The sequence below is a fragment of the Aeromonas intestinalis genome (assembly GCF_054052485.1).
The window spans coordinates 230,038-256,497 of record NZ_JBSTYK010000007.1 but is presented as its reverse complement, the minus strand read 5'-3'; the positions used below and the strand labels follow the sequence as shown (position 1 = coordinate 256,497).

Sequence of the window (26,460 nt, the reverse complement as noted above, 5' to 3'; positions counted from 1 at the left end):
AACAATTCGGACGCGGGGTGGAGCAGCTCGGTAGCTCGTCGGGCTCATAACCCGAAGGTCGTCGGTTCAAATCCGGCCCCCGCAACCAACTCTTTGCCGGCATGGCAGGGGCGCAAGTCTCTGGGATGCTGCAACGACATCCACTGCTACTGCTCGGCAGTGTGATGGTGAAAACGTCTGGCAACGGACAACAATTCGGACGCGGGGTGGAGCAGCTCGGTAGCTCGTCGGGCTCATAACCCGAAGGTCGTCGGTTCAAATCCGGCCCCCGCAACCAACTTTCTATCTTCTCTTTCCCCCTTATCATTTCCCCTGACTATCCCCCTGATCTTGAACATTAATCTTCAAGAGACTGGTCGTTTCTGCCGTTTGTTCGGTATCATCCTGACTTCTGTCCATGGATGAGGCTTCCCCTTATGTTGCAACCCTTTCGTTATCTCCCTCCCAAGATAGAGCTGCAAGAGACCACCCTGCCCGAGGTGATGGCGAGTCAGGCCCCCATCAAGCTGCTGCTGATCGCCGAACCCGAGCGGGCGCGCCTGCTGGCCGAGCCTGCCTTTGCCGCGGTGGCGGCCCAGATCAGCCTGGGTCAGAAGGCGCCCTATCGCCTGACTGATCAAGCCGGCTTGCAACTGGTGATCTTCCTCGATGCCGCCCCGCCGCGGGATCATCGTCTCTACAAGCAGGTGCGCGACTGGGTGGCACCTCTGGCAAGTCTCAACACCGATCAACTGGCGCTGCACCTTGCCGGTTTTGACGATGAACATCGGGCACAACTGGCGGAGCTGGTGATCGCCGCCCTGCTCGCGGCCAATGTGGCACTGCCGACCCACAAGCAGCAAACCCATGCCCCGGTGAGTTACCAGCAACTGCTGGTATCGCCCGGCTGCGCCCTGGATCTGGCACGGATCCTGGCAGAGGCCGAGGGCAACGCGCTGGCGCGCCACCTCGCCGTGCTGCCCGCCTCGGACTTGACCCCCAAACACTATCGCGCCCTGGCCCGGGAGCTCGCCAAGGCAGAAGGCTGGCAGTGGCAGGAATATGATGAAGCGGAGCTGACTCGCCTCGGTGCCGGCGCCTTCCTGGCGGTGGCCAGGGGCTCGGCAGATGGCCAGGCTGCCATCGTGAAGCTCATCTACTGCCCGGCCAGTGCCGAGCGCCGCCTCGCCCTGGTGGGCAAGGGGATCTGCCATGATTCCGGCGGCTATAACCTGAAAGTCGGCGGCAGCATGTATGGCATGCACCTGGACATGGGGGGCAGCGCGGTGGCGCTCGGCACCCTGCTTGCCATCAGCCGTGCCAGGCTGCCCTATGAGGTGCATTGCTGGCTCGCCATCAGTGAAAACCATATAGGCCCGCTGGCCTACAAGCCTGGCGAAGTCGTCACTGCCATCGATGGAACCACCATCGAGGTGGTGGACACCGATGCCGAGGGGCGCATGGTGCTGGCCGATACCCTGGCCATGGCGGTTGGGGACAAGCCGGACTTGCTCATCGACTACGCCACCCTGACCGGTGCCTGCAAGCGGGCCCTTGGCAGCCATTACAGCGGTGCTTTTACCAATCGCCCCGCCTGGCTTGGCGAACTGATCAGCCTGGGTCAGCAAAGTGGCGAGCGGATCTGGCCCTTCCCGCTGGATGAGGATTATGACGACAACCTCGAGAGTGAATGGGCGGATCTGTTGCAGTGCGCCCCCGGTAGCTCGCCGGATCATATCGATGCCGCCCGCTTCCTCAGCCGTTTTGTAGGGGCACAGACGCCCTGGCTGCATCTGGACTTGAGCGGTTTTCGCAGCAAGGGGGGCAATGGCGTGGTCAGCAGCGAGGTGACGGGGTTCGGTGTCCGGCTGACTCTGGATCTGCTCGCGAGCCCGCTGCGTTGATCAACATGGGATGCGGGGGCGCCGTGCCCCCTTTGGATACAAGCAAAGAGCCAAGCATTGAGGACAAGCGTGAAACAACCAAGTTATGACTGGGTATTGTTCGATCTGGACGAAACCCTGCTGGATTTCCCGGTGACCGAAGCCCTGGAGCGGACCCTGCAGATCTACGGAGTGGTGCCCAGCCCCGCCAAGATGGCGGAATATCAGGGGCTGAACCACAGACTCTGGCAGCAGTACAACAGTGGCGAGATAGACGCGACCCACCTGCAGCAGACCCGTTTCGCCCTGTTTGCCGAACAGGTGAATGTGGCCCCCATGGCCATGAACGAGACCTTCCTGCAGCAGATCATCGCTCTCAGCATCCCCCTCGACGGGGTGACGGAGACCCTGGCGACGCTGCAGGGACGGGTACGGATGGGGATCATCACCAATGGCTTCAGCCTGCCCCAGCGGGGTCGTCTCGACAAGCTTGGGTGGGGCGACAGGTTCGAGACATTGGTCATCTCCGATGAGGTGAAGGTGACCAAACCGGCTCCCGCCATCTTCCAGCTCGCTCTCGAGCGGATGGGGCGACCGAATCCTGCCCGAGTACTGATGGTGGGGGACAACCCCAAGACCGATATCGCCGGTGCCGCGGCCCAGGGGCTCGCCACCTGCTGGTATAACCCCGCGCGTCAGGATGCCTCCTGTGAGCCGACCCATGAAATCCATCACTTCGCTCACCTCGGTGCCATCGTATTGGGGCAGTGAGGCGGCGAGTGTATGAGAAAAGGTGCCATGATGGCGCTGGTATAAAAAAGGCAGCCCGAAGGCTGCCTTTTTGCATGAATGAGCGGCCCTAGCGAGCCAGACGGCCCAGCAGCCAGGCCTCCAGCAGGGCCACCCCTGGGGCCAGCACGGATTCGTCGAAGTCAAAGGCCGGATGGTGGTGGGGGGCTGCCAGGTTGGCACCGAGGATGAGGTAGGCCGCCTGTCCGCCATTGCGTTGCACCCGTTCGATGAGAAAACCCGCATCTTCACTCGCCCCGAAACGGCGGCTGTGGATGGTCTTGAACGACAAGGCGTTGGCCAGCGGGACTATCTCCTCGAGCAGGGCGGGGCTGTTCTCGATGCCGATGGCTTCGCCCTGCTTGCGAATGAGGTAGGTGGTTCCCTGCATGGCGGCGGCGCCCGCCACGATCTGCTGCACCTGGCTGAACATGTAGTCATTGAGCGCAGGTGTCGCGCCGCGGGTTTCTCCCTGCAACAGGGCGTGGCCCGGGATCACGTTGCGACCGCTGCCGGCGTGGAGCTGGCCGATGTTGATGCGGGTCATGCCATCGCGATGGCGGGGAATGCCGAGCATGGCCGTGGTGGCCATGCAGGCCGCCGCCAGCGCATTGCAGCCGGCGTTGGGCTCAAGCCCCGCGTGGGCGGCGCGCCCCATCAGCTCCACATCGAACTTGGTGGAGCAGAGGAAATCGGTGGGATTGACCACCAGTTCGCCACTCTCGGCATGAATGCCGATGTGCAGGGCCAGCAGGGCATCCACATCATCGAGCTGCCCACCGGCGGCCAGGGCCTTTCCACCGCGGCACCCCTCCTCGGCGGGCTGGAAGAACAGCTTGATCCGGCCATTGAGTGTCTCGGCCAGGCTTTTTATCCGCTCGGCCAGCACCAGACCGATGGCGGTGTGGCCGTCGTGGGCACAGGCGTGCATCCAGCCCGGGTTGCACGATTGCCACTCCCCCTGGCTCGGGCCATGACCGGGATCCTGCTGCTCCTCCACTTCCACGGCATCGATGTCGAAGCGAAACCCCAGGGTGGGGCCGGGTCGGCCGCTGTCCCAGAGTCCCATCACCCCGGTGATCTCCTCGATACGAGCCAGCCAGTCGGGGTCGGCACCCTGACGAAGGGCTCGCGCCTTCTGGGCGGGTACGTCGATTTCCCGGCCCATGATGAGGTTGCTGGCCAGCAGCTGGTCGCCCAGCATGACGGAAAAACCGAGTTCAGAGAGGTGACGGGCGATGAGAGAGCTGGTTCGAAATTCACACCAGGCCGCTTCGGGCAAACGATGAAGGTCACGGCGCCAGCGGCGCAGAGCATCCTGAGTCATGGTACATCCTGCATGTCGAGTCCAGTGGACATTGTGAAGGGCAGGAGGGGCGGAGTAAATCCCGGTGACGGAATGCAACGAGGGGAGCCTGTGGCTCCCCTCGTGGGTAGTCTGGATGCTTGTGATTGAAAAATGGACGGCGATTGTCGATAAACATCGACTCCCATTCATATTTCACTCCAGATCATCAAAAGTGCAATCTTCTGTTCAACTAACCAGCACCCCGGAGATGCTGGTTCGCAACAGCAGGTCTGCGCTGGCTGATTGACCGACTCAGAGCTGACCCAGGGAGGGCAGAGAGACGGCAACCAGAGTGAAAAATACGGTAAAAACGGCGGTAACAACGAACTCAGTCATCATTTGTCTCCCTTGGTTGATGAGTAGTGGGACCAAGATACCATATCGGGGCGATAAAACAATGAAGATTGTGTTTTTTGCGGTCTTTTTGTGTCGCACAGGCTGAGGTTGGTATTTTTATGTTTTTATGGGTTTTTTTTGAACCGCTGGTCTCTTGCTGGAGTGAGATATGGCTGTGTAATTTTATTTATCCAATAAAAACAATTGATTGTGTGTTTTTGTCGTAATTTTTATCAAGGGTTTTCGTGGGGCTCATTTGGTTTTCATCAAGTTTTCATCGGCAATATTGCCACTGGCTGAGCCATAAACTGTCATCCAGGTGATGTTGAGGTGTCTGGGCCACCTTTTTCTACCCATCAGCAAGTTATCTGTCAGAGAATGTCATAACGCCTGTCAGGAGAAGGGGATTACCCCGGTTGAGGGAGAGGCATCTTTCAATTTGGCGGGTGATTTACCCTGAAGGGGGCGGATCTGGCGTGCGTACATGCCTGTAATGATGCTTTGACATGGCATTACCGCGTCATCTCCGGGCTTGTCAGTGGATCCTGTTGCCTGATGAGCAGATCGTCATGGTGTCCAGGCTGGCAACAGGGAGAGCAAGGGGTGAAGGCGCCAAGGCGCTAGTCAGTTCCCGCCATGGCCAGCAGCTGCTTATTGACCCAGGCGGTGGCGTTCAGATAGAGGTAACTGACCTTCTCCTCGCTCAAGCCAAGGCGGGCCGTGCTGGCCATGATCCGCTGCCAGTCCGCATTCTCGTAATCCTCGCAAAAGCTGAGATAAAACCCCAGGTCTCCCTGGCGAGCCAGCAGGGCGGCGCGGACTGCATCGGTGAGGGGGATGGAGGCAATCAGCTGTTCCAGTGGTTGTCCCATGAGCACATCCTGCAAGGAGAGCAGGCCGGTGAGAAAGGCCTGCTGCGCCTGCAGGGCGGGTGCATGGGTATGGGCGAGCAATTCACAGAAGCGGGCCCGGATCAGAGACATCTGATAGAGCTCGGCGCTCTTGTCATGACCCGCACTGGTGGCGGCGACCAGGGTCACGAAGCGTTTTAGCTGGGCGTGGCCGAGGTGGCTGGCCGCCTGGCGAAAGGAGGTCACGGGGGGGGTGGCCTCAGGATTCAGGTTGTTGACGTAATGGAGCAGTTTGAGTGAGAGAGAGGCATCCTGGTCGAGCAGCTGTTCTATGTGGTTCAGATCCGGGCTGCTCTGGTTGACCTCTTGCAGCAATTGCACCACGACCAGCTGATCCGGCGGCAGCGTGGCCTGCTGTACCAGTTGCGGGCGGCTGAAGAAGAACCCCTGAAACAGGGCGACGCCCAGCGCCTTCATCCGTTCGAACTCTTCCTCGTCTTCCACCTTCTCGGCGAGATAGGTGAGGGGCATGTGGCGATGGGATTCTATGAACGACGCTATCGTCGCCAGTGGCGTGGCGCGCAAGTCGAACTTGATGATGTGGACATAGGGCAGGAAGCGCTCCCAGGCCGGCGAGAGGGTGAAGTCATCGAGCGCCAGCCGATAGCCCAGTTGATGCAACTGAACCACCTTGGCCAGCAGGGCATCATCGGGAATGGCATCTTCCAGGATCTCGATCACCACCTTGCCCTGGGGCAGGCACTCGGCCAGCCCATCCAGCAACAAGGAGTGGGGGAAGTTGATAAAACAGGGGTGGCCGCCGAGCAACTGATCGATGTTCTGGTGCAGAAACTGCTCGACGACCAGTCTGGCCGTCGCCTGCTGGGACGAAATATGGGGAAACACATTATCCAGGCTGTCGCGAAACAGCAGCTCATAGGCGTGGGTATTGAGATCACGGTCCAGAATGGGCTGCCTTGCAACATAGGAATACATATTTCTCTCCAGCATGGGCTCTGGCTAGATTCTATGGGCAAGCGGATCACTATGCCAGCGCCAAGCCGTGCCAAGGGACAGCAACTGGCAGAGTGATCGGCGAAAAACTCCTTGTCAGAAGAGATAGTTGAGTTGCAGACCGGCCAGCCAGGCATCCCCTTCCGAGGTGCCCTGGAAGGTGGAGGTCGTCTGGGGCACGCCGGGTTTGAGCTGCATGGTCTCGCTGACATCGACCTTCTTGCCATCGAGCAGGGTCAGGCCGAGATCCAGAGAGAGGTTTTTGTCGAGCTGATACCCGACGCCCGCGCTGTACCAGATCCGGTCAGAATCGGGAATGGAGATGGTGCGTCGATCGGCGGGCACCGGGCTGCGGTCATAGGCGATGCCGGAGCGCAGCTGCCACTTGGGATCCAGTCGATAGGTGAGGCCCAGGGCATAGCGCCAGCTGTCTTGCCAGTGCTCGTCCTTGATGTGCATGGTGCCATAGTGATCGAGCCCGGCCTCCAGTGACACGAACTTGCTCCAGTTGGTCCAGTTGATGCTTGAATGCAGCGCCAGTGCGGGGGTCAACTGATGGAACAGGGCCAGCTCGGCAGTGGCGGGCAGGGGCAGGTCCAGGCTGCCGGTATCGGTGAAGGTGCGCCCTTGCAGATCGGTGCCGACGGCGTCACCGGAGAGGGTCAGGTTGACGTCGTGACGGTAGGAGAGGCCGACACGGGTCGAGGACGAGAGCTCGAGCAGTGTCCCCAGATTCCAGCCCATGGCCCAGCCATCGCCCTTGAGGTGCTTGGCAATCTTGTTGTTCGATGGGAAGGTGCCGCCCACTTCCCCTTCGCCATGAATGGCGGAGAGCCCCGCGCCGACAGACCAGATCGGGTTGATGCGATAGGCCAGAGACGCCCCCAGATCCACCGTCTTGATATCGGAAACATTGCCGAAATGGCCGGCGTTGTAGCTGTCCGGCATCTGGACGCCGAGGCCGTAATAGGAGGTGGCCGCCAGCCCCAGCCGCCATTGATCGTTCAGGGGAATGATGAGGTAGGCATTGGGTACCCAGGCGTCCCCAGCGATGTCATGGGCTCCCGCGTCCAGGTTCACCGGTCCCGTGGCGGTCGGCACCCGGGTGGTGCCCTCGATGTTGACGTCGGGATGGATGTAGATGACGCCGCCGGAGAAGGCGGTGCGATCGAAGCGGGTCATGGCAGCTGCGTTGCGCGACAGCACGCTGGCGTTGTCGGCGATGGCGGCTTCACCGGCAAAGGCGCGGCCCATCCCGGTGGCAGACTGCTCTGCCAGCTGGAAACCGGCGGCCTGGACCTGGGCTGATGCCATCAGCAGGGCGAGAAGAGAGAGCTTCATGTTCGGGTGCATTGCTAGTCCTTGGGTGAACTTGGTGTTCATTCTGTTTTTTGGTTGGGGGCAGGATTTTATATGGTATGACCAGCAAGGCAACGGGGATGGAGGGCGTGGCGGCAAAACGGGATTAAATGCTGAGGGAACGGGGGGTAACAGCTTGATAAAAAACGAAAAGCGTACAGCTGTTTGCTACAGCTGTACGCTCAATCGTGATCCCGGTACAAAAAAAGAGCGCCCGCAGGCGCTCTTCTGGAAATCCTGAAATCAGAATTTCATGTTGAACTGGGCAGAGGCCAGGAAGGCGTTGCCGTGGGAGGTTCCCTGCCAGCGCAGTGTGTCGGCGTGAGTACGCATCCCTTCGTTCACGTCCACTTCCTTGCCATCCAGATAAGCCATGCCGAAGTCGATGCTCATGTCTTGATCGATGTGGTAGGTGGCACCGGCGCTGTACCAGACGCGATCAGAGTCAGGAATGCTCAGGCTGCGGTATTCCGGCTCGATAGGGCTGTTGTCGTAGGCAAAGCCGATACGGGCTTCCCAGGCCGGGTTGACGTACCAGGTGCCGCCGATGGCGTAACGCATGGCGTCCTTGAACTTCTCGTCTTTTTGCAGGCAGACACCGCCAGCACAGGCGTTGCTGGTCGCCTTGAGCTCCTGGAAGGCGCTCCAGTCGGTCCAGTTGACGGAGTAGTGCACCGCGAATTGCTGGTTCAGACGGTGGTAGCCGGCGAATTCAGCCTGGGCTGGCAGATCCAGCTTCAGGTTGCCATCGACCACACGGTTGCCGGAGGTGGCACCCTGGAAGTCGCCATCAAAGCTCAGGTCTACCTGGGAGCGGTAGGTCAGCGCCAGACGGTTGCTGTCGTTGATCTCGTACAGGGTACCGACGTTCCAGCCAAAGCCCCAGGTATCACCCTTGAGGTGGGCCAGGCGGGTGTCAGCCTTGGCGCCAGGAATGGCGGCGGCCAGCGCACCGGCGTAGCGGTTCAGCTCGGCTTCTGCATAGACGGCGTTGATACCGGCACCGATGCTGAAGTTGGAGTTGATGCGATAGGCGATGTTGGGGTTGATGTTGAAGGTCAACAGTTCGGTATCACCGGCACCGGCACCCGCGGCATAGGTCTTGGAGTATTCGGTGGAGAGACCGTAGTTGGAGAACATGCCAATCCCCCAGGCCCACTGGTCATTCAGGGGCTGGATGAAGTAGGCCGCCGGTACGAAAGCATCCGGCGCGATATCGCTCTCGCTGGCCGGTACGGCACCGGCAAGTTTGCCGTCGACATCCACATCGGGCTTGATATAGGTGCCGGATACGGACACTGCCATCTTGTCGAAGGTGGTCATGGCGGCCGGGTTGCGGGCCAGTACGGATGCGTTATCCGCAACGGCTGCTTCCCCGGCGTAGGCGCGACCCAGACCGGAGGCCGAGTGCTCGTTCAGCTGGAAGGCAGCCGCAAAGGTCTGGGTGCTGGCCAGGGTGACGGCCGCGGCGATCAGGCTTTTCTTGAAAAAGGCAGTAGTCATAGTGTTCTCTCTTGTAAGCAGATTTTATGTCGATATCACGGCTCTTTGTCCGCTATAAACGACAAGATCTGTTGTTATTTAAGCTTCTTCCCATTCACTTCTGGCGTGATTCTATGGATCTGGTAGGAGGTAAGAAATCAGACCAGTGACAGCAGAATACATAAAAGTTTCCATTGTGTTAATCATTTGTTTTAACTCGGCGTTTTATTAGTCAGATTTATCCATTATTGGGTAATAAATGGCCAATGCGGTTTCGTTTGTATCACTCAAATAAATTCGTGGTTTTGTGACTTCACGCGGGAAATGGGCGGGGAATTGCGGTGATGTGGAGAGGAACAGGCAGACAAAGGGCTTGTCTGCCTGTGGAGCTGACATCCCCAGGGGGGCGTCAGTCTGGGTTAAGTTCTGTTAAATCGACCAGTGCAGCCGGGACTCCAGTTGCTTGGCGACCGGGGCCAGGGGTTCCTGCATGTCGCCTATCAGCACCATGTTGGCGCCCTTGAGAGGCATGATCTCCCCTTTGAGCTGACCATCCTCAAAGTCAGGCTGGAGGCTGAGGGGTACATGTTTGGGCACCAGGAACAGGGTGACAGGCCCCATCTTGCCCTGGATCACCATGTGCAGCGCCGGCCCCTGGTAAAAGGCGCAGTGATTCACATAGGTCACCTTCATCCCTTGCATGTCCATCAGGGTGGCGCCGTATTTCTCCATCTTGGCGTTGATGGTCTGCAGGCTGACCTTCTCATCCACGCCCTTGATGAAGGGTTCTTCCCCGTAGACATGGGCCATGGCCACCTGTGCGAGGGAGAGTTCGGCCGGGGCCGGGGTGGGCCAGCTCAGCCAGCGGGTGCTCATGCCAAGCAGGAATGCCACTGAGGCCGCCATGGCGAGACTGCGCCACTGAGGGCGTGCCACGGGTTGCGGCAGGGGAACCACGATTTCATCATCGGCTTCCATCGCCTGGCGTAGCAGGATGCGCTCGGCCAGGCCGGGCGGTACCTCCACCTCGAGGGCACGATGCAGATGCCGATCCAGCTGCTTCATCTCATCCAGGTGTTTGCGATTGGCCGGGGAGCCCTGGGCCGCGGCGAGGAACACAGGATCGGTGTCCGTCGGATGGGCAGTGGCCCGGCGGCGAAACTCAAGCTCATCCATTGTTGTGTCCTCTCTGTTGTGCTGCTGACTCCATGGCCTCTTTTATCTGGTTGCGAGCCCGAAACAGCCGGGTCATGACGGTGTTCTTGTTCAGGCCCAGCTGCTCGGCGATCTCCTCGCCGCTGAACCCCCCCAGCACCTGCAATAGCAGGGGCTCCTGATATTCGGCGGGCAGCCGGGCGATATGACGCCTGAGCCACTCGTTTTCCATCTCCTGCTCGTTGTGCAGGTTGCCCGGATCGCTCTGGGGATGATCGTCGAGATCCACCAGATCGAACTGCTTGCGCTCAAAGCGCCTGGCGTTTTCCCGCCGCAATATGGTGATGAGCCAGGCCTTGGCGGCCTTGTCGTCGATCAGGGTGTCGATCGCCTTCCAGGCGCGCAGGAAGGTCTCTTGCACCAGGTCTTCGGCGACCTGCGGATCCCGGCACAGCCAGTAGGCATAGCGGTAGATGTCTGCGTGCAGGGCATGGACCAGAGCTTCATATTTGGTTTGTTTATCTGCCATACCTCCATAGACCGGTGTGGTCGAGGGATCCTTTCCTGCCCCCGCACTTTTTTTTCTGAAAAAACCAAACGCCATTGCTGGACTTCCTTTTATCTGAGGTGGCTTGCTGTGCATTCACTCATGAATACACGCCAGTTTCCTGAGGAGATAGGCTATCGCAAAAGTTTCTCTGGTGCACAATCCCTTGGCGAGCGCGGACCAGTGCAGCTGGACCGGCGTGCGGGAAACATCGGCAAAACAGGCCCTGTCCAGTGCATCGAGCAAGGGACCGATGACGGGATCCCGATGACAGGGCAGGCTGGACAGATGCAGGAACTCTTTTCCCCAACGCAGTTCCCCCCAACCGAGCAGTGCCCACCTGGCCGAGTCCGGCTCTTGCCGGGCCAGCGCCCTTTGCAGGCGCCAGAACGCCAGCCAGCGCGTCCCATGCTGGCACAAGCCGCGCAGCAGCAGCGCCCCCAGTACCCAGAGCAGGCTCTCCCCAGCAGGCGTGAGGGGGAGGCTTGCTTCCTCATCCATCGAGCCTTCGAATATCAGCGTCCTGGGCGGCAGGCTTGCATGGTCGATGCGTCCGCTCAGGGTATTGAACCAGGGCAGCTCCACGGCGGGCAGCACATAGCGGCCGGGCGCCTCGGCAATCAGAGCCTGGCGCCATTGATGCTCACTGCGCAGGGCCCCCTTGGCAAGGAAGCGCTCCTGCTGTTGCTCCCCATCTGGCCTCATCGTGAGGCCTGCTGGCAAGGGGGCCTGAGGCGGCAGCCTCATGCGGCTGCCATCCCCGCCCTCCATGACCAGAGTCAGGGTGCGGATCACCGGCTCGCCGGTCCGGGCGCCCGCTGCCGGAGTGAACTGCTCGGTCAGCACCAGGCTGCTGGCCACCGGTTCCACCGGCGCCTTGTCGATCTTGATGAGGCGGGTGGCGGCCCTGGCGGAGAGGGCTTCGCTGCCACCGTATGACTGGGGCAGGCGTCCCTGGAAGCGGGGAGACTCGACAGGGTGCAGTCCCGCCTCTTTGGCCTGCAGCAGCCACTTGCGGGTCAGTCTGCCTGGCATGCCCGGGCTGGCGGGAGATTCCCACTGATCGTTGCCGAGGCGGCGAATGATGAAGTCCTCACCGACCGGTTCGCCGAGATTGGGGGCCTCCAGGTTGGCAGGCAGCCAGAGGCTGAGCTCATAGATGAAGGGCTGGCCGGGGTAGAGCGGCCCCTGGTGCGGGACGCTGGCGATCAGTTCAATGGGGGAGGTGGCGGGCCTCGCCTGTGAGTCCGGCGGCGGGCGACTGGTGAGCGGCAATGCGGGGGTTTGCTCGGCCCCCACCGTCAGAGGCGGGATCTGGTTTGCGTCACTCGCGACCCGGTGCAGGGGGATCTGCCAGCGGGTCAGGCGGGTGACCGGGGTGCTGACGCGGCTGATGCTGACCCGGCCCACGGCGAACTGGCGCAGCAGCGGGGTGAGCTTGAGCTCATCACTGCCCCGCTCGCCATCGGCCTCGATGACAAGCAGCCAGCTCCCCTCGCTCTGCCCTGGCAGCAACTGTGCCCGGGGAGGGGCGGCCTGCACCGGCATGGCGAATAAAACGAGCAACGTGGCGAGTCGCAAGAAGGGGGACAGGGGCCCGATGCCGGGTCTGAGCCATGAGAGGCGGGAGGCTGGCGTTGTCACCAGGGCTCCTCCACCTTGAGCAGGGGACGGCGCTGCGCCTCCTTTCGAAGCCGCTGCTCCAGCAAGATAACGGGGGGCGCAGGGGGGCGGGGGCGCTCCGGAGTGGCATCCTGCTCCCTGGTTTGCTCGGGAGTGCCGGCCTGGGAACGGGAAGCCGCCTGGGAGGATTGGGGGCGCAGCAGGGCCAGATTATGGATCGCGTCCTCATTGCGGGGATCCAGCGCCAGGGCGGCCAGGTAGGCCTGTTCGGCGCCGCTAAGGTTGCCCAGCTGCACCAGGGCATTGCCCCGGTTGTAGTGGGCTGTGGCACTGCTGGCACGGCCATAGGCCTTCGCCGCGCGCTCATAGTCCCCCGCTCTGTACCAGGCATTGCCCTGCCAGATGGGATCCTCGAAGGTACGGGCGGCAGTCAGATAATCCCCGTGCTGATAAGCCTGCCAGGCTTCCCCCTCCTGCATCGACAGCGGCGGGGAGGCGGCGGGGAGCGCTGGTTTGGCGTACAGCGAGGGGGGGCTGGTCAGACCCAGCCCCAGGCCCAGCAAGAGCAGCCAGGCCGAACCGACGCGGGCCAGCAGCGCCAGCGGCAGCAGGGGGATCAGCAGCCAGGGGCCGAGATCCCGGGATTGTCCCTCACTCGGGGTCTGGGTCATGGGCAGGGGCGTAAAGCGCGGGGTGCCTGCCTGCAACCACTGCAGCGAGCCGCCGAGCTGGCTGGCAAGCCGGGTCATGGCATCCACATCGGGGGGAGGGAGGACGCGCCCGAGACGCAGGTTCAGCCCGGGTTCGCTGGCCGGAGGCAAGGGAGTGGCCTGGCCCCCGTTGGCCAGCAGGATATCGAGGCGGGGGCTGGCAGAGTCATGGCAGAAGAGACTGCCCTGGCAGGGCCACTGGGCGGCGATGTGATCCATTTGGCGGGGAGATAGCCCGTCGGTGATGAGCAGGAGCCGCGCCTGCTGGCCGGCGGGGATCTGGGCGAGCGCCAGGGCGACGGCCCGCTCAGGGGCGCTGCCTTGCAGCGGCATGATGGACGGGCGAAGGTCCGGCAGCAACAGAGCGATGGCGTCATGGTCACGGCTCGGGGGCATGGCGAGGTAGGCATCGGCGGCATACAGAATGAGGGCGACCGGGTGCTGTCCACTCTGGGCCAGCATCTCTTGCAGCATCAACCTCACCCGGGTCGCCCGATCCGGCGCCAGATCCTGGGCCAGCATGGAATCGGAGAGATCCAGCAGCCAGATGTCGGTGGCAGGCTGGGTAACCGGTTGGCTCTGTTGGCGCAGGGCGGGGCCGGCGAGGGCCAGGATCAACGGCAGACAGGCCAGCCAGAGCCAGGGGCGAGAGCGGCCTTGCCGCGGCAGCAGATAGGCCGCCATGGCGGGGGCGAGCAGCGCGGCCTGATGGCGACGCCGCCAACCCTGCCAGAGCCAGGGCAGCAGTGCCAGCAGCCAGAGCGGGCGCAGCAGGATCAGCTCCATCACGGCACTCCTTTCATCTGGCTAGTCATGGGCGGCTCTCCGTGATTGTCGTGAGGGCCAGCGAAGGCGAGCGGGCCACATCAGCATCAACAGGGCCAGCGCCAGCGGCCAGGGGTAGAGCTCCTGGCTCGGGCGATAGAGAAGACGGGGGCGGGCGATGGGCTCCAGGCTGTCGATGGCCTGGTTGATGTCCGAAAGATCGCTCTGGGAGCGGGCCCGAAAATAGCGGCCATGGCCGAGTTCGGCCAACTGCCTCAGCAGGGGCTCATCCAGCTCGGCGCTGGGATCCTGGCTCCCCGGGGACTGGACATCGGCGAAGGTGCCGGGATCGGCCCCCACCCCAAGGGTGTAGAAGCGAATGTTTGCGGCGCTGGCGTGCTTGGCCTCGGTCAGGGGATCCGCATTGCCTGCGGTGTTGCGGCCATCGGTCACCAGTATGAGGGCGGTGGATCGACCGGGCTCGGCATGCTGGCGGGCCAGCTGTATGGCCTCCCCGAGGGCGGTGGTACGCCCCACCAGATCAAAGTCGAGCTCCCGGGAGAGGGTCAGCAGAGCCTGGGTATCCTGGGTCAGGGGGGAGAGCAGATAAGCGTGATCCGCAAACACCACCAGGGCGATGCGATCCCCTTCCCGGCTGCGGATGAGGGCCTGGATCTGCGTTTTCACGGCACTGAGCCTATCGCGCTGCTCACCGTCGTCGAGCATGTCCTGGGTGCGCATGCTGTCCGAGAGATCCACCGCCAGGATGAGATCCCGGCTGGTCTGGTAATGGATGAGGGGCTCCTCCTGCCACTGGGGGCGGCACAGGGCCAGCACCAGGGCGCACCAGCACAGGGTCATGCGCCAGAGGGGTTGTCCCGCCTGGGGTTGCAGCAGGGGAAAACCGTCGTGGGAAAGGCCGCGCCGGCCGGGGAGCAGCGGCGGCAACCCGAAGCGCACCAGCAAGGGCAGCACCAGGGCGAGGGCGAACCAGGGCCAGGCGAGGATCATGGGGCTGGCCTGCGAGGGGCGCGCGCCAGGAAGGGGATCCGGGGCGCACTGACGCAGCGCCGACCCCAGCGCAGGTAAGCGCGGCGCAGTTGGGCACGCTGCTCTGCGTCGGGCTCCCCCTGACCATAGAGCCACAGTGGCCACTCCCTGGCGAAGGCATGGAAGTGACTGCCTCCCCGCTCATCCAGCCAGCGGAGCCAGGCGTCTCCCTGCAATGTACGTGCCTCGGGCCAGCGGGCCAGGGCTGCCGCTCGCAGGGTGGTTTGCAGGCGGGGAACAAGGTCCGGGCCCTGCCACGCCAGCTGGCGAGCCCAGCGGCGCTGGCGCCAGCTCGTCTTGCCAAGTAGCGTGATCAGGCAGATGGCCAGCAGGATGATCACCAACCAGCCGAGCGCCGGCAGGCGGGGATCCGCAGGGCTGGTCAGGGCGGCCCCGGGATGGATGTCCCGCAGCTGGGCCTGGATCTCGGCGAGTCGCTCCGTGGGCGCGCTGGAGGGGGAACCCTCGGGGACAATCAGATCAGACGGCATCCACCCTCCTGCCACTGGTGCTGCAGGGGTTTGCCGTTGTCGAGACGATAGAGGCGCTGCACCAGAGGTAGCAACTGCTGTTGCTCTGACTCTGCGATACCTTCTGCTGCCGCTTGGTATTTCAACCTGAAAGATGCGCTATTTCCATCGAGCCAGCCGCTATGTCTGCCTGTCTGCACCGCCAACCGTCCCGCCTCTGGCAGGGTCGCCTCCAGGGGATCCCGGATCTGCCAGTAGTGAATGTCATGTCTTTGGCCAAGGCGCTGCAACTGCTGGCGCAGGGCGGGATCGCAGGGTTGGTGATCCCCGATGAGGGTGAGTCTGGCCCCCTGGGGCAGGGCTTGTCTGGCGAGGATCTGGGCGAGGGACTGGGGGCAGGGCGCGCGATCCAGCCCCAGCGCGTACTGGTGGCAGAGGGTTTGCAGCAAGGGTAGGAGCGAGCCGCGCTGGACGGTGATCTGGCTCTGCGCACCCTGGCAGATCAGGGTGTTGGCCTGTTTTTCCCCCTGCCAGAGCAGGGCGGCGGCGAGCTCGCAACCCAGGCGGGCCTTGAGCTGTGGCCCCGAGCCGAAATACATGGCTGGGGAGAGATCCAGCAGCAGCCAGTGAGCCTGCTCCTGCTCCTCCCCATAGAGACGGGTATAGGGGCGGCCGAGGCGAGCGGTCACCCGCCAGTCGATGTGGCGCACCTCGTCCCCCGCTTGATAGGCGCGCAGTTCGCGAAAACTCAAACCCGGCATCCGCCCGAGCCGGCCCTGCTTCGCCTGATGGACACGGGCCCGGGGGCCTGTTCTTGCCCAGAGCCGGATGGCCAGCAAGCGATCCAGCGGCAGGGCGATATCCGGATGCTGGCGGGGATCGGTATCGGCGATCAGGGACATGCGTGCCCCCCTTGTCGATGCTCCGGTGTGAGAGCGGGGCTCAGGGGCACGGTATGGTGTCCAGCAGGAGTGCGATCAGCGCCTCGTTGTCGAGGTTGTCGGCCAGCGCCTGATAACTCGGGATGAGGCGATGGCGCAGCACGGCGGGGGCGAGCTGCTGGATATCCTCCGGCAGCACGAAGTCGCGCCCGGCGAGCCAGGCCCGTGCCCGGGCCGCCCGAGCGAGACCAATGCTGGCCCTGGGGCTGGCGCCGACCGTGATGAGGGGCGCGAGCTCGGGGCAGAGTCCGCTGCCTGGGCGGGTGGCGCAGACCAGCTGCACCAGGTAGTGCTCGAGGCGCCCCTGCATCTGAACATTCAACACCTCGGTGCGGGCGCGTTGCAGATCGGCCTGGCTCAGGGTCAGGGGCGGGGAGGCGACCTGCTCGCCCCTGGCATTGAGCTGCAGGATGGCGAGCTCCACGGCGGGGCTCGGGTACTCCACCATGAGTTTGAGCAGGAAGCGATCGAGCTGGGCCTCCGGCAGGGGATAGGTCCCTTCCTGTTCTATGGGGTTCTGGGTCGCGGCCACCGTAAAGAGTGGCGGCAGGCGCCAGCTCTTCTTGCCGACCGTGATCTGGTGCTCTGCCATGGCCTCCAGCAGGGCGGATTGTACCTTGGCGGGCGCCCGGTTGATCTCGTCTGCCAGCACCAGATGGTTGAACAGGGGGCCGGGCTGGAACACGAAGCTCGCATCCTGGGGGTGAAACACCTCGCTGCCGGTGAGATCGGCGGGCAACAAGTCCGGGGTGAACTGGATGCGGGCAAAGCGTCCCTCCACGGCGCCGGCCAGCGCCTTGACGGCCCGGGTCTTGGCAAGGCCAGGGGCGCCTTCGATCAACACATGTCCTTCACATAACAGGGCGATCAGGAGCCCCTCGATGAGGGGGCCCTGACCCAGGATCTGGCTGCCAAGATAGTCGCTTAGTTGTCTGAACCCGGTCGCTGTCATGAGATGAAGCCGTTGTTTTAATAGAAGTTGCTCTTTTTATACCCCAGATGCCCGACGAGGGCGAGGGAGGGGGCCGAGATGGCGACAATTTAGTTTCAATCAGGCGTATGAAAGTTGTGATTGGATTGTTAAGATGTGGCGCAATGAGGTCAGACCTCTACCCTTCAACCCAAGGAGCCAGGATGAAACAGCCATTGAAACTGACGACGCGCCAGGGCGAACGGATTGCCGTCGTGGCGGGTCTGCGCACCCCCTTTGCCAAGCAGGCAACCGCCTTTCACGGGGTGCCTGCGGTGGATCTCGGCAAGCTGGTGGTGAGCGAGCTGCTCGCCCGTACCGACCTCGATCCCATGCTCATCGATCAGCTGGTATTCGGCCAGGTGGTGCAGATGCCGGAGGCGCCGAACATCGCCCGCGAGATCGTGCTCGGCACCGGCATGAGCGTCAGTACCGATGCCTATAGCGTGTCGCGCGCCTGCGCCACCAGTTTCCAGGCGGTGGCCAACGTGGCCGAGTCCATCGTAGCTGGCAGCGTCGACATCGCCATCGCCGGCGGTGCCGACTCCTCCTCCGTGCTGCCCATCGGGGTGAGCAAGACCCTGGCACGGGCCCTGGTGGATTTGAACAAGGCCCGAAACCTCCAGCAGCGTTTTAACATCCTGCGCAGGCTGCGTATCAAGGATCTGATGCCGGTGCCGCCGGCGGTGGCCGAGTATTCCACCGGTCTCTCCATGGGCCAGACTGCCGAGCAGATGGCCAAGAGCCACGGCATCAGCCGCGAGGCCCAGGACGCCCTGGCGCACCGCTCCCATACCCTGGCGGCGCAGGCGTGGGCCGAGGGCAAATTGAGCGACGAGGTGTTCACCGCCCACGTGCCCCCCTACAAATCGCCCCTTGAGCGGGACAACAACATCCGCGAGAGCTCTGACCTGGCAAGCTACGCCAAGCTCAAACCCGTGTTCGACCGGCTGCATGGCTCCGTCACCGCCGCCAACGCCACCCCGCTCACCGATGGCGCCGCCGCCGTGCTTCTGATGCGCGAGGGACGGGCGAAGGAGCTGGGGCTGGAGCCGCTCGGTTATATCCGCAGCTTCGCCTTCTCCGCCATCGATGTGTGGCAGGACATGCTGATGGGCCCCTCCTACGCCACCCCGCTGGCACTGGACCGCGCCGGCATCACCCTCGGCGATCTGACCCTGATCGACATGCACGAGGCGTTCGCCGCCCAGACCCTGGCCAACCTCAAGATGTTTGCCAGCGCCGAATTCGCCCGGGACAAGCTGGGTCGTGACAGCGCCATCGGCGAGGTGGACATGGACAAGTTCAACGTGCTCGGCGGCTCCCTGGCCTATGGCCATCCCTTCGCCGCGACCGGGGCACGCATGATCACCCAGACCCTCAACGAACTGCGTCGTCGGGGTGGGGGCCTTGCCCTCAACACCGCCTGCGCCGCGGGCGGACTGGGGGCAGCCATGGTGCTGGAGGTGGAATAATGGAGACGAACAAGATGAGTACCAATACCTTCGCGCTGGCCGTTCGCAAGGACGGCATCGGCATCCTGACCATGGATGTGCCCGGCGAGAGCATGAATACCCTCAAGGCCTCATTTGCGGGCGAGATCCGGGACTTGTTGGCCGAGGTGAAGGCGAACAAGGATCTGATCGGCCTGGTGGTGGTCTCCGGCAAGAAGGACTCCTTCATCGCGGGGGCCGACATCAGCATGCTGGCGGCCTGCACCAGCGCCAGCGACGCCCAGCAGCTGGCCCGGGAAGGGCAGCAGGTGTTCGCCGAGATCGAGGCCCTCGGCATCCCGGTGATCGCCGCCATTCACGGCCCCTGCCTCGGCGGCGGGCTGGAGCTGGCCCTGGCCTGCCACGGCCGGGTCATCACGGATCACGGCAAGACGGTGCTGGGCCTGCCGGAAGTGCAGCTCGGCCTGCTGCCGGGCTCCGGCGGTACCCAGCGCCTGCCACGCCTCATCGGGGTGGCCAAGGCACTGGATCTCATCCTGACCGGTAAGCAGGTGCGCGCCAAGCAGGCCAAGAAGCTCGGCCTGGTGGATGATGTGGTGCCCCCTTCCATCCTGCTGGAGGCCGCCGTCAAACTGGCCAAGAAGGGCAAGCCGCGCCATGCCCTCAAACGGGATCTGCAGGGCAAGTTGCTGGAAACCAACGCCCTGGGTCGCAAGGTGTTGTTCGATCAGGCCCGCAAGGGGGTGATGAGCAAGACCCGTGGCAACTACCCGGCGCCCGAGCGGATCCTCGAGGTGGTGCGCATCGGCGTGGAGGAGGGGATGCAGGCCGGCCTCACCGCTGAGGCTCGCCACTTCGGCGAGCTGGTGATGACGCCTGAATCTGCCTCTTTGCGCTCCCTTTTCTTCGCCACCACCGAGATGAAGAAGGAGGTGGCCTACCAGGGGGCTGCACCGCGCAAGGTCAGCCAGGCTGCCGTGCTTGGTGGAGGCCTGATGGGGGGTGGTATCGCGTTTGTTACCGCCACCAAGGCCGGGGTGCCGGTGCGGATCAAGGACGTGAATAGTGCAGGCATCGGCAATGCCATGCGTTACAGCTACGATCTGCTGTCCAAGAAGCTAAAACGTCGTCAGATCTTGCGTAGCGATCTGGAAAAGCAGATGAATATGCTGTCCGGCACCCTAGATTATTCGGGCTTCCACCGGGTCGACATGGTGGTGGAGGCGGTGTTTGAAGATCTCGCCTTGAAGCACCAGATGGTGCAGGACGTGGAGCGGGAGTGCGGCGAACAGACCGTGTTTGCCTCGAACACTTCTTCCCTGCCCATCCACCAGATTGCGGCCAACGCCGCCCATCCGGAGCGTGTGGTGGGCCTGCACTACTTCAGCCCGGTGGACAAGATGCCGCTGGCCGAGATCATCCCCCACGCCGGTACCAGCCCGGAGACGGTGGCTACTACCCTGGCCTTCGCCCGCGCCCAGGGCAAGACGCCCATCGTGGTCAAGGACGAGGCCGGTTTCTACGTGAACCGCATCCTCGCGCCCTACATGAACGAGGCGGCCCGGCTGGTGCTGGAAGGGGAACCGGTGGAGGTGCTGGACGGCGCCCTGCTTGACTTCGGCTTCCCGGTCGGCCCCATCCAGCTGTTGGATGAGGTGGGCATCGACGTGGGGGCCAAGATCTCCCCCATCCTCGAAAAAGAGCTCGGCGGCGAGCAGTTCCAGGCGCCGGCGGCGTTTGACAAGCTGCTGCAAAACGAGCGCAAGGGGCGCAAGAACGGCAAGGGCTTCTACCTCTATGGCAAGGCCGCGCCGCGCAACAAGCTCACCGGCAAGGAGGGCAAGAAGACGGTGGATGACAGCGTCTACGCCGTGCTCGGAGTGTCGGTCTCTCCCAAGCTGGCCCGCCAGGAAATGGCAGAGCGCTGCGTGCTGATGATGCTCAACGAAGCGGCCATGGCCCTGGATGCCGGCGTGGTGGCCTCGGCCCGTGACGGCGACATCGGCGCCATCTTCGGCATCGGCTTCCCGCCGTTCCTGGGCGGCCCCTTCCGCTACATGGATAGCCTCGGCATCCCTCATCTGGTGGAGCGTCTCGAGCACTATCAGAAGCGCCACGGGGATCGCTTCGCCCCCTGCGCACGCCTCAAGGCGATGGTGGCGGAGCAGCAGAGCTTCTATTGATGTGAAGGCACTGCATTTGTCATGAGCAAGAGGCGGCCCCAGGGCCGCCTCTTTCATCTGGTGCTATCCCGCCGGCGTCGGCTATGGTTCAGCGAGGGGCCATTGCGGATGGAAAAGGGGGTAAATTATTGATCTGGCGCAAACCAGCCCCCTATTTATTACTTTGGTGGCATAGGCGTTGGGGGCCGCTTGAGTTCAAATAGTCCCATCGGAGCGGGAACATACCCGCAACCAAGAGGGACACCCATTTTCACTGGATGAAGGACACATTATGAGTCTGCTTGAACAAACCATCTGGAACATATTGGGATACGGGGCCATGCCTTTTATCTTCCTGAGCGGATTTGTAGCCGTCGCCGTGACCTGCTGCGTGCTGCTCAACCTCTTCGGGGTCAAGTCCGCCGAGAAATGATCCAGTCCGGTTCATACCGCCAAATGCCAGCCTTCGGGCTGGCATTTGTTTTTCTCATCTTTTAAGCACTTATCTGCGCCCTCCTGGGCAAATCTTCGGCCTGGCGGTCGAACCCTGCGCCAATATTGAGTACACTGGCGCGCAGTTTTTCGGCGCGTATTCCACTTCAAGGTATTCAAGGTTTCTATGGCTCTCAAGGCAACCGTATTCAAGGCGCAACTCAGTCTGTCCGACATGGACCGCCATCAGTATCAGGATTTCTCCCTCACCCTGGCCCGTCACCCCTCCGAGACCGACGAGCGCATGATGATCCGCCTGGCGGCCTTCGCCTGGCACGCCGCCGAGCGGCTGGAGTTCACCAAGGGGTTGTCGGCGGACGACGAGCCAGAACTCTGGCTGAAGAACTATTCCGATGAGATTGAACTCTGGATCGAGCTGGGCCAGCCCGATGAGAAACGGCTCAAGAAAGCCTGCAATCGCTCCCGCCAGGTGGTGCTCTACCTCTACGGTGGCCGTGGTACCAGCGTCTGGTGGAAGCAGAATCAGGGCAAGCTCAGCCAGCATGACAACCTGAGCATCATCGAACTCTCCGACAGCCAGACCCTGCCGCTCACCGCCATGGTGGAGCGCACCATGGCGCTGACCTGCACCATCTCGGACGGTCAGCTCTGGGTGAGCAACGGCCAGCAGGAAGTGACCCTCGACCCCATTGTGCTGATGGGCAAACCCGCCCGGGAGATCTAGGCCGTTCCATGTTCGCGACCCTGCTCGATATCGTCATTCCGGTGTTTGCCGTGGTGGGCCTCGGAGCCCTCTATGGCCGGTTGCGTGGGGGAGCCGAGCTCGGCTACATCAATCGCGCCAACATCGAACTCTTCTCCCCGGCGCTGGTGTTCTCGGCGCTGGTGAAATACCCCCTGGCGCTCGGGGATCATCTGCCCCTCATCGCCGCCGGCAGCCTGGTGATCCTGCTGCCCGGCCTGCTGCTCTCCCTGCTGAGGCCCAGGGAGATGGAGCGGGCGGCGCTGATCCTGCCCGCCATGTTCCGCAACACGGGCAATCTCGGCATCCCTCTGATGGTGCTGGCGTTTGGCGAGCAACAGCTCGGCGCCATCGTGATCCTGTTCGTGCTCTCCAACCTGCTGCACTTCTCGGTGGGGATCTTCCTGCTCTCGGCCAACGTCTCTCGCTGGCTCTGGCTGCGCAGCCCCATGCTGTGGGCGGCGCTGGCGGGATTGCTGGTGGCCAATCTGCAGATCTCGCTGCCGGCCTATGTGGTGACCAGCGCCTCCCTGCTGGGGCAGCTGTCGGTGCCGCTGATGCTGTTTGCCCTCGGCATCCGGTTGCTGGAAGGGGAACTTGAACACCTGGGACTGGCGCTCAAATGCAACCTGCTCTATCTGCTGGCCGGGGGCCTGTCGCTCTGGTTCGTGGTCTGGCTGTTGCCGCTGGATCCGGCGTGGATCCCGTTGTTGACCCTGTCGGTGGCGCTGCCCCCTGCGGTGCTCAACTACATGCTGTGCGAGCAGTACCAGTGTCAGCCCGAGAAGGTGGCCAGCATAGTGCTCGGCGGCAACGCGCTCTCGGTGCTGGTGATCCCGCTGGCGGTCTGGCTGGCGCTGCATCTGGGTGGCTGACGCCCAATTCTGAGAGCATCGAAAATGGAAAAGGCCCACCATCCGGTGGGCCTTTTTCATGGCCGGGCGCTCCTAACGGAGTATCAACCCTGCACGTTGCTCAGTACCAGCTTGCCATCCTTGACCGGAATGGTGTTGCCGGGTTTTTGTTCCATCCGCACCACCCCTTCCTGGCCGGCGAGACGATAGGTCACGTCGTAACCCAGGGTGCGGGTGCTGCTGTCTTGTACTGTCTTGCAGCGCTGCTCGGTGGTGGTGTAGGTATCACCGGCCTGCATGTTGCCCTGCACCTGGTTGCCTGCGTAGCCACCGGCCACGGCTCCCGCTGCGGTGGCGACCTTCTTGCCGCTGCCGCCACCGAACTGGTGGCCGACGACGCCACCCAGGGCTGCACCGACCACGGTCCCCAGGATCTTGTGCTCATCCTGCACCGGCTTGCGGTGGGTGACGGTGACGTTGCGGCACTCCTGACGCGGGGTCTTGATGGTTTCGGTCACCGGCTTGCTGGCCAGCACCTCTGCAAACTGGGGCTCGGATGAGAAGAGGGATCCGCTGGCTGCCGCCGACAATGCCAACGCAGCGGCAATCCCGATCCCGACACCTGCCAACATGGATTTGTTCATCTCTTTACTCCTGTCTACTGTGATTGCCCGCTCTCTGGGCTTGTGGACATTCTTGTCATTTTGTCTCTCCCGCTCAAGCAAAGGAGCCCCTGTCTGCGACAGGGGCTGACTGCGCAAAAAATGACCGCATCAAAAAGGCGTCTGTGTTTGGCGACAAAACGGGGCAGGGCCTTCGCCGAAGGCAACCTACTACGTTTTGCTAATATCTGGGACCCGGCCCCCTTGATACCCTTTGCCAAGAACCGCAACGTCGCCACCGGCATGAGGCCAGGGCGCGTTCCCGGCACGGCTTTGTACCCGACAAGGAAGGATCCGATGACGAGCCAGAACATCTATGAGACAGGTCTTGATAAAAATGGCGCCAACTTCGAGGCGCTCACCCCTTTAAGCTTCCTCGGGCGGGCGGCGCGGGTCTATCCCGACTACCCGGCGCTGATCCATGGCGCATTGCGCCAGAGCTGGGGAGAGACCGAACGGCGCTGTCGCCGTCTCGCCTCGGCCTTGCGCCAGCGTGGCATCGGCGAGGGGGACACGGTATCCATCGTCGCTCCCAATGTGCCCGCCATGTTCGAGGCCCACTTCGGGGTGCCCATGAGCGGCGCCGTGCTCAATACCATCAATACCCGCCTCGATGCCGAGTCCATCGCCTTCATCCTCCAGCATGCCCAGAGCAAGGTGGTGCTGGTGGATAGAGAGTTTGGCGCCCTGGTCCGCCAGGCACTGACCCTGGTTGAACACAAGCCACTGGTCATCGCCATCGACGATCCCCTCTATCGGGACGGGGAGCTGACAGGGGATCTCGACTACGAGGCCCTGCTCGCCAGCGGTGATGAACAGGCGCCCGGTTGGCTGCCCAGCGACGAGTGGCAGGCCATCTCCCTCAACTACACCTCCGGCACCACCGGCAACCCCAAGGGGGTGGTCTATCACCACCGTGGCGCCCACCTCAACGCCGTCAACAACGTGCTCTCCTGGGAGCTGCCCAAGCATCCCGTCTACCTGTGGACCCTGCCCATGTTCCACTGCAACGGCTGGTGCTTCCCCTGGACCCTGGCGGCCACCGCCGGGGTGAGCGTCTGCCTGCGCCACGTGCAGGCCAAACCTATCTTCGAGGCCATGCACGAGCACAAGGTGAGCCACTTCTGCGGCGCGCCCATCGTGCTGAACATGCTCAACAACGCGGATCCGGCCCTCAAGGTGGGGCTCACCCATCCCATCAAGGCGATGACTGCCGGGGCGGCACCACCGGCCACCGTGATTGCCGGCATGGAGGCCATGGGCATTGCCGTCACCCACGTTTACGGGCTGACCGAGACCTATGGCCCCTGCGTGGTGTGCGAGCCCCAGCGACATTGGGAGGGAATGGATGCAACGGCCCTCTCTCGTCTCAAGGCGCGTCAGGGGGTGACCTCACCCCTGCAGGGGGAGATGATCGTGGCCAACCCCGTCAGTGGCGAGCCTGTGCCCCAGGATGGCAAGGCCCTGGGGGAGATCTTCCTGCGCGGCAACGTGGTGATGCGGGGCTATCTCAAGAATGCGGCCGCCAGCGAGGAGGCGATGGCACAGGGGTGGTTCCGAAGCGGGGATCTCGCGGTCTGGCACCCGGATGGCTATGTGGAGATCAAGGACAGATCCAAGGACATCATCATCTCGGGTGGGGAGAACATCTCCAGCCTGGAGGTGGAGGATGTGCTCTATCGCCACCCGGACGTGGAGGAGGCGGCGGTGATCGCCATGCCGGACGAGAAGTGGGGGGAGGTGCCCTGTGCCTTCGTCAAACTCAAAGAGGGCAGGGAGCTCAGCCAGGCGGAGTTGATTGCGTTCTGCCGCGAGCAGATGGCTCATTTCAAGGCGCCCAAGCGGATCATCTTCACCCCGATCCCCAAGACCTCCACCGGCAAGGTGCAAAAATTCATGCTGCGCAAGCAACTGGTGTGATGGGCAATGCTGGCAATAAAAAAACGGGCGCTGGCCCGTTTTTTTATTGGTTTAACGCAGGGAAACGCGCGGCAACCCTCAGCGTGGGTGACTCGTTCCCTTCAGCCGTTTGCCGATGGACTCGGCAATCCCGGTGAGGAAGTAATAGAGCCCCCCTTCCTCCGTGGCCTTGGTGTACTCGGTGATGGGCTCAATCATGCCGCTTCTGAACTTGGCGATGGCCTCTTCATCGTCTGCCGCGTCGATATAATCTCCCACTACCTCGAAGCCCTGTTCGAGCAGTTGCTCCTTCTCGGACAAGAAGGAAGGGGAGGACATCAGCAGGAAGGTGACGCTGGCCGCATCCTGCTCCTGGCGAAAGAACTGGTATTTGCTCATAGGACCTATGGCGCTGGGGGGATGGCGCCATTATCGAGGTCGCATGGCCTGCTGGGCACCCCCCATCTGCGGCGTCAAAAGACACTGTTGTGCAGGCCGGTTTCAGCTAGCGCTTGGTGGCTCCCTTCTTGCCAAACAGCCTGGGAGCGTGAAGCAATATGGTCTTGAAGAGGCCTATGGTGCCCGGCCCGCCATAGGGGCGGCTGGGGTCGGCGAGGTTGAGCCGATGCTCGTGGGCCGCGGTGTTGGCATCCTGGGCCAATATGGGTTCGCCTATGACCTCGAAGCCCTGATCGAGCAAGGAGGCCTTCTCCACAAGGAAGTTGTCCGCCCCCATGTCGAGCAGGGCAAAGGCGGCGGGGGCATCCGGGGTGGCAAACACCTGAAATTTGCTCATACGGTCCTGCAAAAAATGAGGGAATGTGGGCCATTATCGCGACGCATCCCGCGGGAGGCGACTCCCTGAACGGGGGCTTGGCTGTGTTGGATTATGCCGAGGAAGGGTGGCGCCGAGGGCTTGCTGCTGTGAGCGGAACTGCGCTGATTCGTAATGGGGTGGACTG

At 62.7% G+C, this 26,460-nt stretch carries 24 protein-coding genes and 2 tRNA genes; 11 read left to right on the top strand and 15 right to left on the bottom strand.

The features are described from left to right. Positions 1–11 precede the first annotated feature (11 nt). The 4 genes from ACW5W7_RS11505 (at position 12) to yjjG (ending at position 2,633) form a co-directional block, all read left to right on the top strand. A tRNA-Met gene (locus ACW5W7_RS11505) sits at positions 12–88 on the top strand. A 112-nt stretch (positions 89–200) separates the two neighbouring features. Further along, positions 201–277, top strand: a tRNA-Met gene (locus ACW5W7_RS11500). 139 nt (positions 278–416) lie between these two features. Further along, entirely contained in the window at positions 417–1,883 is a 1,467-nt protein-coding gene (locus tag ACW5W7_RS11495) for a M17 family metallopeptidase (protein WP_456501789.1), read from the top strand. Between the two features lie 69 nt (positions 1,884–1,952). Then, complete coding sequence (yjjG, locus tag ACW5W7_RS11490) at positions 1,953–2,633, top strand: pyrimidine 5'-nucleotidase (protein ID WP_456501788.1); 681 nt, start codon at positions 1,953–1,955, stop codon at positions 2,631–2,633. Positions 2,634–2,721: 88 nt separating this feature from the next. Here yjjG and ACW5W7_RS11485 read toward each other — a convergent pair whose 3' ends face one another. From ACW5W7_RS11485 to ACW5W7_RS11475, 3 genes are all read right to left on the bottom strand, one after another. Beyond that, complete coding sequence (locus ACW5W7_RS11485; protein WP_434662417.1) at positions 2,722–3,978, bottom strand: amidohydrolase; 1,257 nt, start codon at positions 3,976–3,978, stop codon at positions 2,722–2,724. 977 nt (positions 3,979–4,955) lie between these two features. Beyond that, entirely contained in the window at positions 4,956–6,182 is a 1,227-nt protein-coding gene (locus ACW5W7_RS11480) for an EAL and HDOD domain-containing protein (RefSeq protein ID WP_456501787.1), read from the bottom strand. Positions 6,183–6,296: 114 nt separating this feature from the next. Continuing rightward, on the bottom strand, positions 6,297–7,553 hold the full coding sequence (locus ACW5W7_RS11475; protein ID WP_456501786.1) for an outer membrane protein transport protein: 1,257 nt from the start codon (positions 7,551–7,553) through the stop codon (positions 6,297–6,299). Positions 7,554–7,575: 22 nt separating this feature from the next. On the opposite strand from ACW5W7_RS11475, the gene ACW5W7_RS11470 reads away from it, so the two are divergent. Further along, positions 7,576–7,800 carry a hypothetical protein gene (locus ACW5W7_RS11470; RefSeq protein WP_456501785.1) on the top strand — a complete coding sequence of 75 codons (225 nt, stop codon included), beginning with the start codon at positions 7,576–7,578 and terminating at the stop codon, positions 7,798–7,800. Between the two features lie 2 nt (positions 7,801–7,802). Here ACW5W7_RS11470 and ACW5W7_RS11465 read toward each other — a convergent pair whose 3' ends face one another. From ACW5W7_RS11465 to ACW5W7_RS11425, 9 genes are all read right to left on the bottom strand, one after another. Then, positions 7,803–9,062 (bottom strand): outer membrane protein transport protein, encoded by a 1,260-nt coding sequence (locus tag ACW5W7_RS11465; protein ID WP_456501784.1) that lies wholly within the window; start codon positions 9,060–9,062, stop codon positions 7,803–7,805. Between the two features lie 408 nt (positions 9,063–9,470). Further along, entirely contained in the window at positions 9,471–10,217 is a 747-nt protein-coding gene (locus ACW5W7_RS11460) for a DUF3379 domain-containing protein (protein ID WP_456501783.1), read from the bottom strand. Further along, entirely contained in the window at positions 10,210–10,800 is a 591-nt protein-coding gene (locus tag ACW5W7_RS11455; protein ID WP_349917788.1) for a sigma-70 family RNA polymerase sigma factor, read from the bottom strand. The genes ACW5W7_RS11460 and ACW5W7_RS11455 overlap by 8 nt, the downstream gene beginning before the upstream one ends. Before the next feature lie 39 nt (positions 10,801–10,839). Next, positions 10,840–12,291 carry a hypothetical protein gene (locus ACW5W7_RS11450; protein WP_456501798.1) on the bottom strand — a complete coding sequence of 484 codons (1,452 nt, stop codon included), beginning with the start codon at positions 12,289–12,291 and terminating at the stop codon, positions 10,840–10,842. A 92-nt stretch (positions 12,292–12,383) separates the two neighbouring features. After that, entirely contained in the window at positions 12,384–13,862 is a 1,479-nt protein-coding gene (locus tag ACW5W7_RS11445; protein WP_456501797.1) for a vWA domain-containing protein, read from the bottom strand. Between the two features lie 21 nt (positions 13,863–13,883). Beyond that, positions 13,884–14,852, bottom strand: a complete 969-nt coding sequence (locus tag ACW5W7_RS11440) for a VWA domain-containing protein (RefSeq protein WP_456501782.1) — start codon at positions 14,850–14,852, stop codon at positions 13,884–13,886. Further along, the gene (locus tag ACW5W7_RS11435; RefSeq protein WP_456501781.1) at positions 14,849–15,382 is read right to left on the bottom strand and encodes a DUF4381 domain-containing protein; all 534 of its coding nucleotides are present in this window, start codon (positions 15,380–15,382) and stop codon (positions 14,849–14,851) included. Before ACW5W7_RS11435 ends, ACW5W7_RS11440 begins: the two co-directional genes overlap by 4 nt. Beyond that, positions 15,367–16,263 (bottom strand): DUF58 domain-containing protein, encoded by an 897-nt coding sequence (locus ACW5W7_RS11430; RefSeq protein WP_456501780.1) that lies wholly within the window; start codon positions 16,261–16,263, stop codon positions 15,367–15,369. Before ACW5W7_RS11430 ends, ACW5W7_RS11435 begins: the two co-directional genes overlap by 16 nt. A gap of 40 nt (positions 16,264–16,303) precedes the next feature. After that, positions 16,304–17,254 (bottom strand): AAA family ATPase, encoded by a 951-nt coding sequence (locus ACW5W7_RS11425; RefSeq protein ID WP_456501779.1) that lies wholly within the window; start codon positions 17,252–17,254, stop codon positions 16,304–16,306. Positions 17,255–17,436: 182 nt separating this feature from the next. Here ACW5W7_RS11425 and fadI point away from each other — a divergent pair, with 182 nt between their 5' ends. The 5 genes from fadI to ACW5W7_RS11400 all read left to right on the top strand — a co-directional run bounded on the left by fadI (position 17,437) and on the right by ACW5W7_RS11400 (position 22,958). Continuing rightward, positions 17,437–18,747, top strand: a complete 1,311-nt coding sequence (gene fadI, locus ACW5W7_RS11420; protein ID WP_456501778.1) for an acetyl-CoA C-acyltransferase FadI — start codon at positions 17,437–17,439, stop codon at positions 18,745–18,747. 14 nt (positions 18,748–18,761) lie between these two features. Continuing rightward, on the top strand, positions 18,762–20,909 hold the full coding sequence (gene fadJ / locus ACW5W7_RS11415) for a fatty acid oxidation complex subunit alpha FadJ (protein WP_456501777.1): 2,148 nt from the start codon (positions 18,762–18,764) through the stop codon (positions 20,907–20,909). 271 nt (positions 20,910–21,180) lie between these two features. Continuing rightward, positions 21,181–21,321, top strand: coding sequence for a TIGR02808 family protein (locus ACW5W7_RS11410; RefSeq protein WP_083443334.1), 141 nt, complete (start codon positions 21,181–21,183; stop codon positions 21,319–21,321). 186 nt (positions 21,322–21,507) lie between these two features. Continuing rightward, positions 21,508–22,065, top strand: coding sequence for a YaeQ family protein (locus ACW5W7_RS11405; protein ID WP_349917774.1), 558 nt, complete (start codon positions 21,508–21,510; stop codon positions 22,063–22,065). An 8-nt stretch (positions 22,066–22,073) separates the two neighbouring features. Next, positions 22,074–22,958 carry an AEC family transporter gene (locus tag ACW5W7_RS11400; protein ID WP_456501776.1) on the top strand — a complete coding sequence of 295 codons (885 nt, stop codon included), beginning with the start codon at positions 22,074–22,076 and terminating at the stop codon, positions 22,956–22,958. Positions 22,959–23,041: 83 nt separating this feature from the next. Here the strand turns inward: ACW5W7_RS11400 and ACW5W7_RS11395 are convergent, their stop codons facing one another. After that, entirely contained in the window at positions 23,042–23,581 is a 540-nt protein-coding gene (locus ACW5W7_RS11395; RefSeq protein ID WP_349917689.1) for a glycine zipper 2TM domain-containing protein, read from the bottom strand. 315 nt (positions 23,582–23,896) lie between these two features. On the opposite strand from ACW5W7_RS11395, the gene ACW5W7_RS11390 reads away from it, so the two are divergent. Then, positions 23,897–25,519, top strand: coding sequence for an acyl-CoA synthetase (locus ACW5W7_RS11390; RefSeq protein ID WP_456501775.1), 1,623 nt, complete (start codon positions 23,897–23,899; stop codon positions 25,517–25,519). A gap of 78 nt (positions 25,520–25,597) precedes the next feature. On the opposite strand, the gene ACW5W7_RS11385 is transcribed toward ACW5W7_RS11390, so the two are convergent. Beyond that, the gene (locus tag ACW5W7_RS11385; protein ID WP_456501774.1) at positions 25,598–25,897 is read right to left on the bottom strand and encodes a hypothetical protein; all 300 of its coding nucleotides are present in this window, start codon (positions 25,895–25,897) and stop codon (positions 25,598–25,600) included. 106 nt (positions 25,898–26,003) lie between these two features. Continuing rightward, the gene (locus ACW5W7_RS11380; RefSeq protein ID WP_456501773.1) at positions 26,004–26,294 is read right to left on the bottom strand and encodes a hypothetical protein; all 291 of its coding nucleotides are present in this window, start codon (positions 26,292–26,294) and stop codon (positions 26,004–26,006) included. Positions 26,295–26,460 lie beyond the last annotated feature (166 nt).

Bases quoted from the DNA above. Each gene is read 5' to 3' on its own strand.
- ACW5W7_RS11495 (WP_456501789.1), top strand. From the start codon at position 417: ATGTTGCAACCCTTTCGTTATCTCCCTCCCAAGATAGAGCTGCAAGAG.
- ACW5W7_RS11485 (WP_434662417.1), bottom strand. From the start codon at position 3,978: ATGACTCAGGATGCTCTGCGCCGCTGGCGCCGTGACCTTCATCGTTTG.
- ACW5W7_RS11480 (WP_456501787.1), bottom strand. From the start codon at position 6,182: ATGTATTCCTATGTTGCAAGGCAGCCCATTCTGGACCGTGATCTCAAT.
- ACW5W7_RS11475 (WP_456501786.1), bottom strand. From the start codon at position 7,553: ATGCACCCGAACATGAAGCTCTCTCTTCTCGCCCTGCTGATGGCATCA.
- ACW5W7_RS11465 (WP_456501784.1), bottom strand. From the start codon at position 9,062: ATGACTACTGCCTTTTTCAAGAAAAGCCTGATCGCCGCGGCCGTCACC.
- ACW5W7_RS11460 (WP_456501783.1), bottom strand. From the start codon at position 10,217: ATGGATGAGCTTGAGTTTCGCCGCCGGGCCACTGCCCATCCGACGGAC.
- ACW5W7_RS11455 (WP_349917788.1), bottom strand. From the start codon at position 10,800: ATGGCGTTTGGTTTTTTCAGAAAAAAAAGTGCGGGGGCAGGAAAGGAT.
- ACW5W7_RS11450 (WP_456501798.1), bottom strand. From the start codon at position 12,291: ATGCCGGTGCAGGCCGCCCCTCCCCGGGCACAGTTGCTGCCAGGGCAG.
- ACW5W7_RS11445 (WP_456501797.1), bottom strand. From the start codon at position 13,862: ATGGAGCTGATCCTGCTGCGCCCGCTCTGGCTGCTGGCACTGCTGCCC.
- ACW5W7_RS11440 (WP_456501782.1), bottom strand. From the start codon at position 14,852: ATGATCCTCGCCTGGCCCTGGTTCGCCCTCGCCCTGGTGCTGCCCTTG.
- ACW5W7_RS11435 (WP_456501781.1), bottom strand. From the start codon at position 15,382: ATGCCGTCTGATCTGATTGTCCCCGAGGGTTCCCCCTCCAGCGCGCCC.
- ACW5W7_RS11430 (WP_456501780.1), bottom strand. From the start codon at position 16,263: ATGTCCCTGATCGCCGATACCGATCCCCGCCAGCATCCGGATATCGCC.
- ACW5W7_RS11425 (WP_456501779.1), bottom strand. From the start codon at position 17,254: ATGACAGCGACCGGGTTCAGACAACTAAGCGACTATCTTGGCAGCCAG.
- fadI (WP_456501778.1), top strand. From the start codon at position 17,437: ATGAAACAGCCATTGAAACTGACGACGCGCCAGGGCGAACGGATTGCC.
- fadJ (WP_456501777.1), top strand. From the start codon at position 18,762: ATGAGTACCAATACCTTCGCGCTGGCCGTTCGCAAGGACGGCATCGGC.
- ACW5W7_RS11410 (WP_083443334.1), top strand. From the start codon at position 21,181: ATGAGTCTGCTTGAACAAACCATCTGGAACATATTGGGATACGGGGCC.
- ACW5W7_RS11405 (WP_349917774.1), top strand. From the start codon at position 21,508: ATGGCTCTCAAGGCAACCGTATTCAAGGCGCAACTCAGTCTGTCCGAC.
- ACW5W7_RS11400 (WP_456501776.1), top strand. From the start codon at position 22,074: ATGTTCGCGACCCTGCTCGATATCGTCATTCCGGTGTTTGCCGTGGTG.
- ACW5W7_RS11395 (WP_349917689.1), bottom strand. From the start codon at position 23,581: ATGAACAAATCCATGTTGGCAGGTGTCGGGATCGGGATTGCCGCTGCG.
- ACW5W7_RS11390 (WP_456501775.1), top strand. From the start codon at position 23,897: ATGACGAGCCAGAACATCTATGAGACAGGTCTTGATAAAAATGGCGCC.
- ACW5W7_RS11385 (WP_456501774.1), bottom strand. From the start codon at position 25,897: ATGAGCAAATACCAGTTCTTTCGCCAGGAGCAGGATGCGGCCAGCGTC.
- ACW5W7_RS11380 (WP_456501773.1), bottom strand. From the start codon at position 26,294: ATGAGCAAATTTCAGGTGTTTGCCACCCCGGATGCCCCCGCCGCCTTT.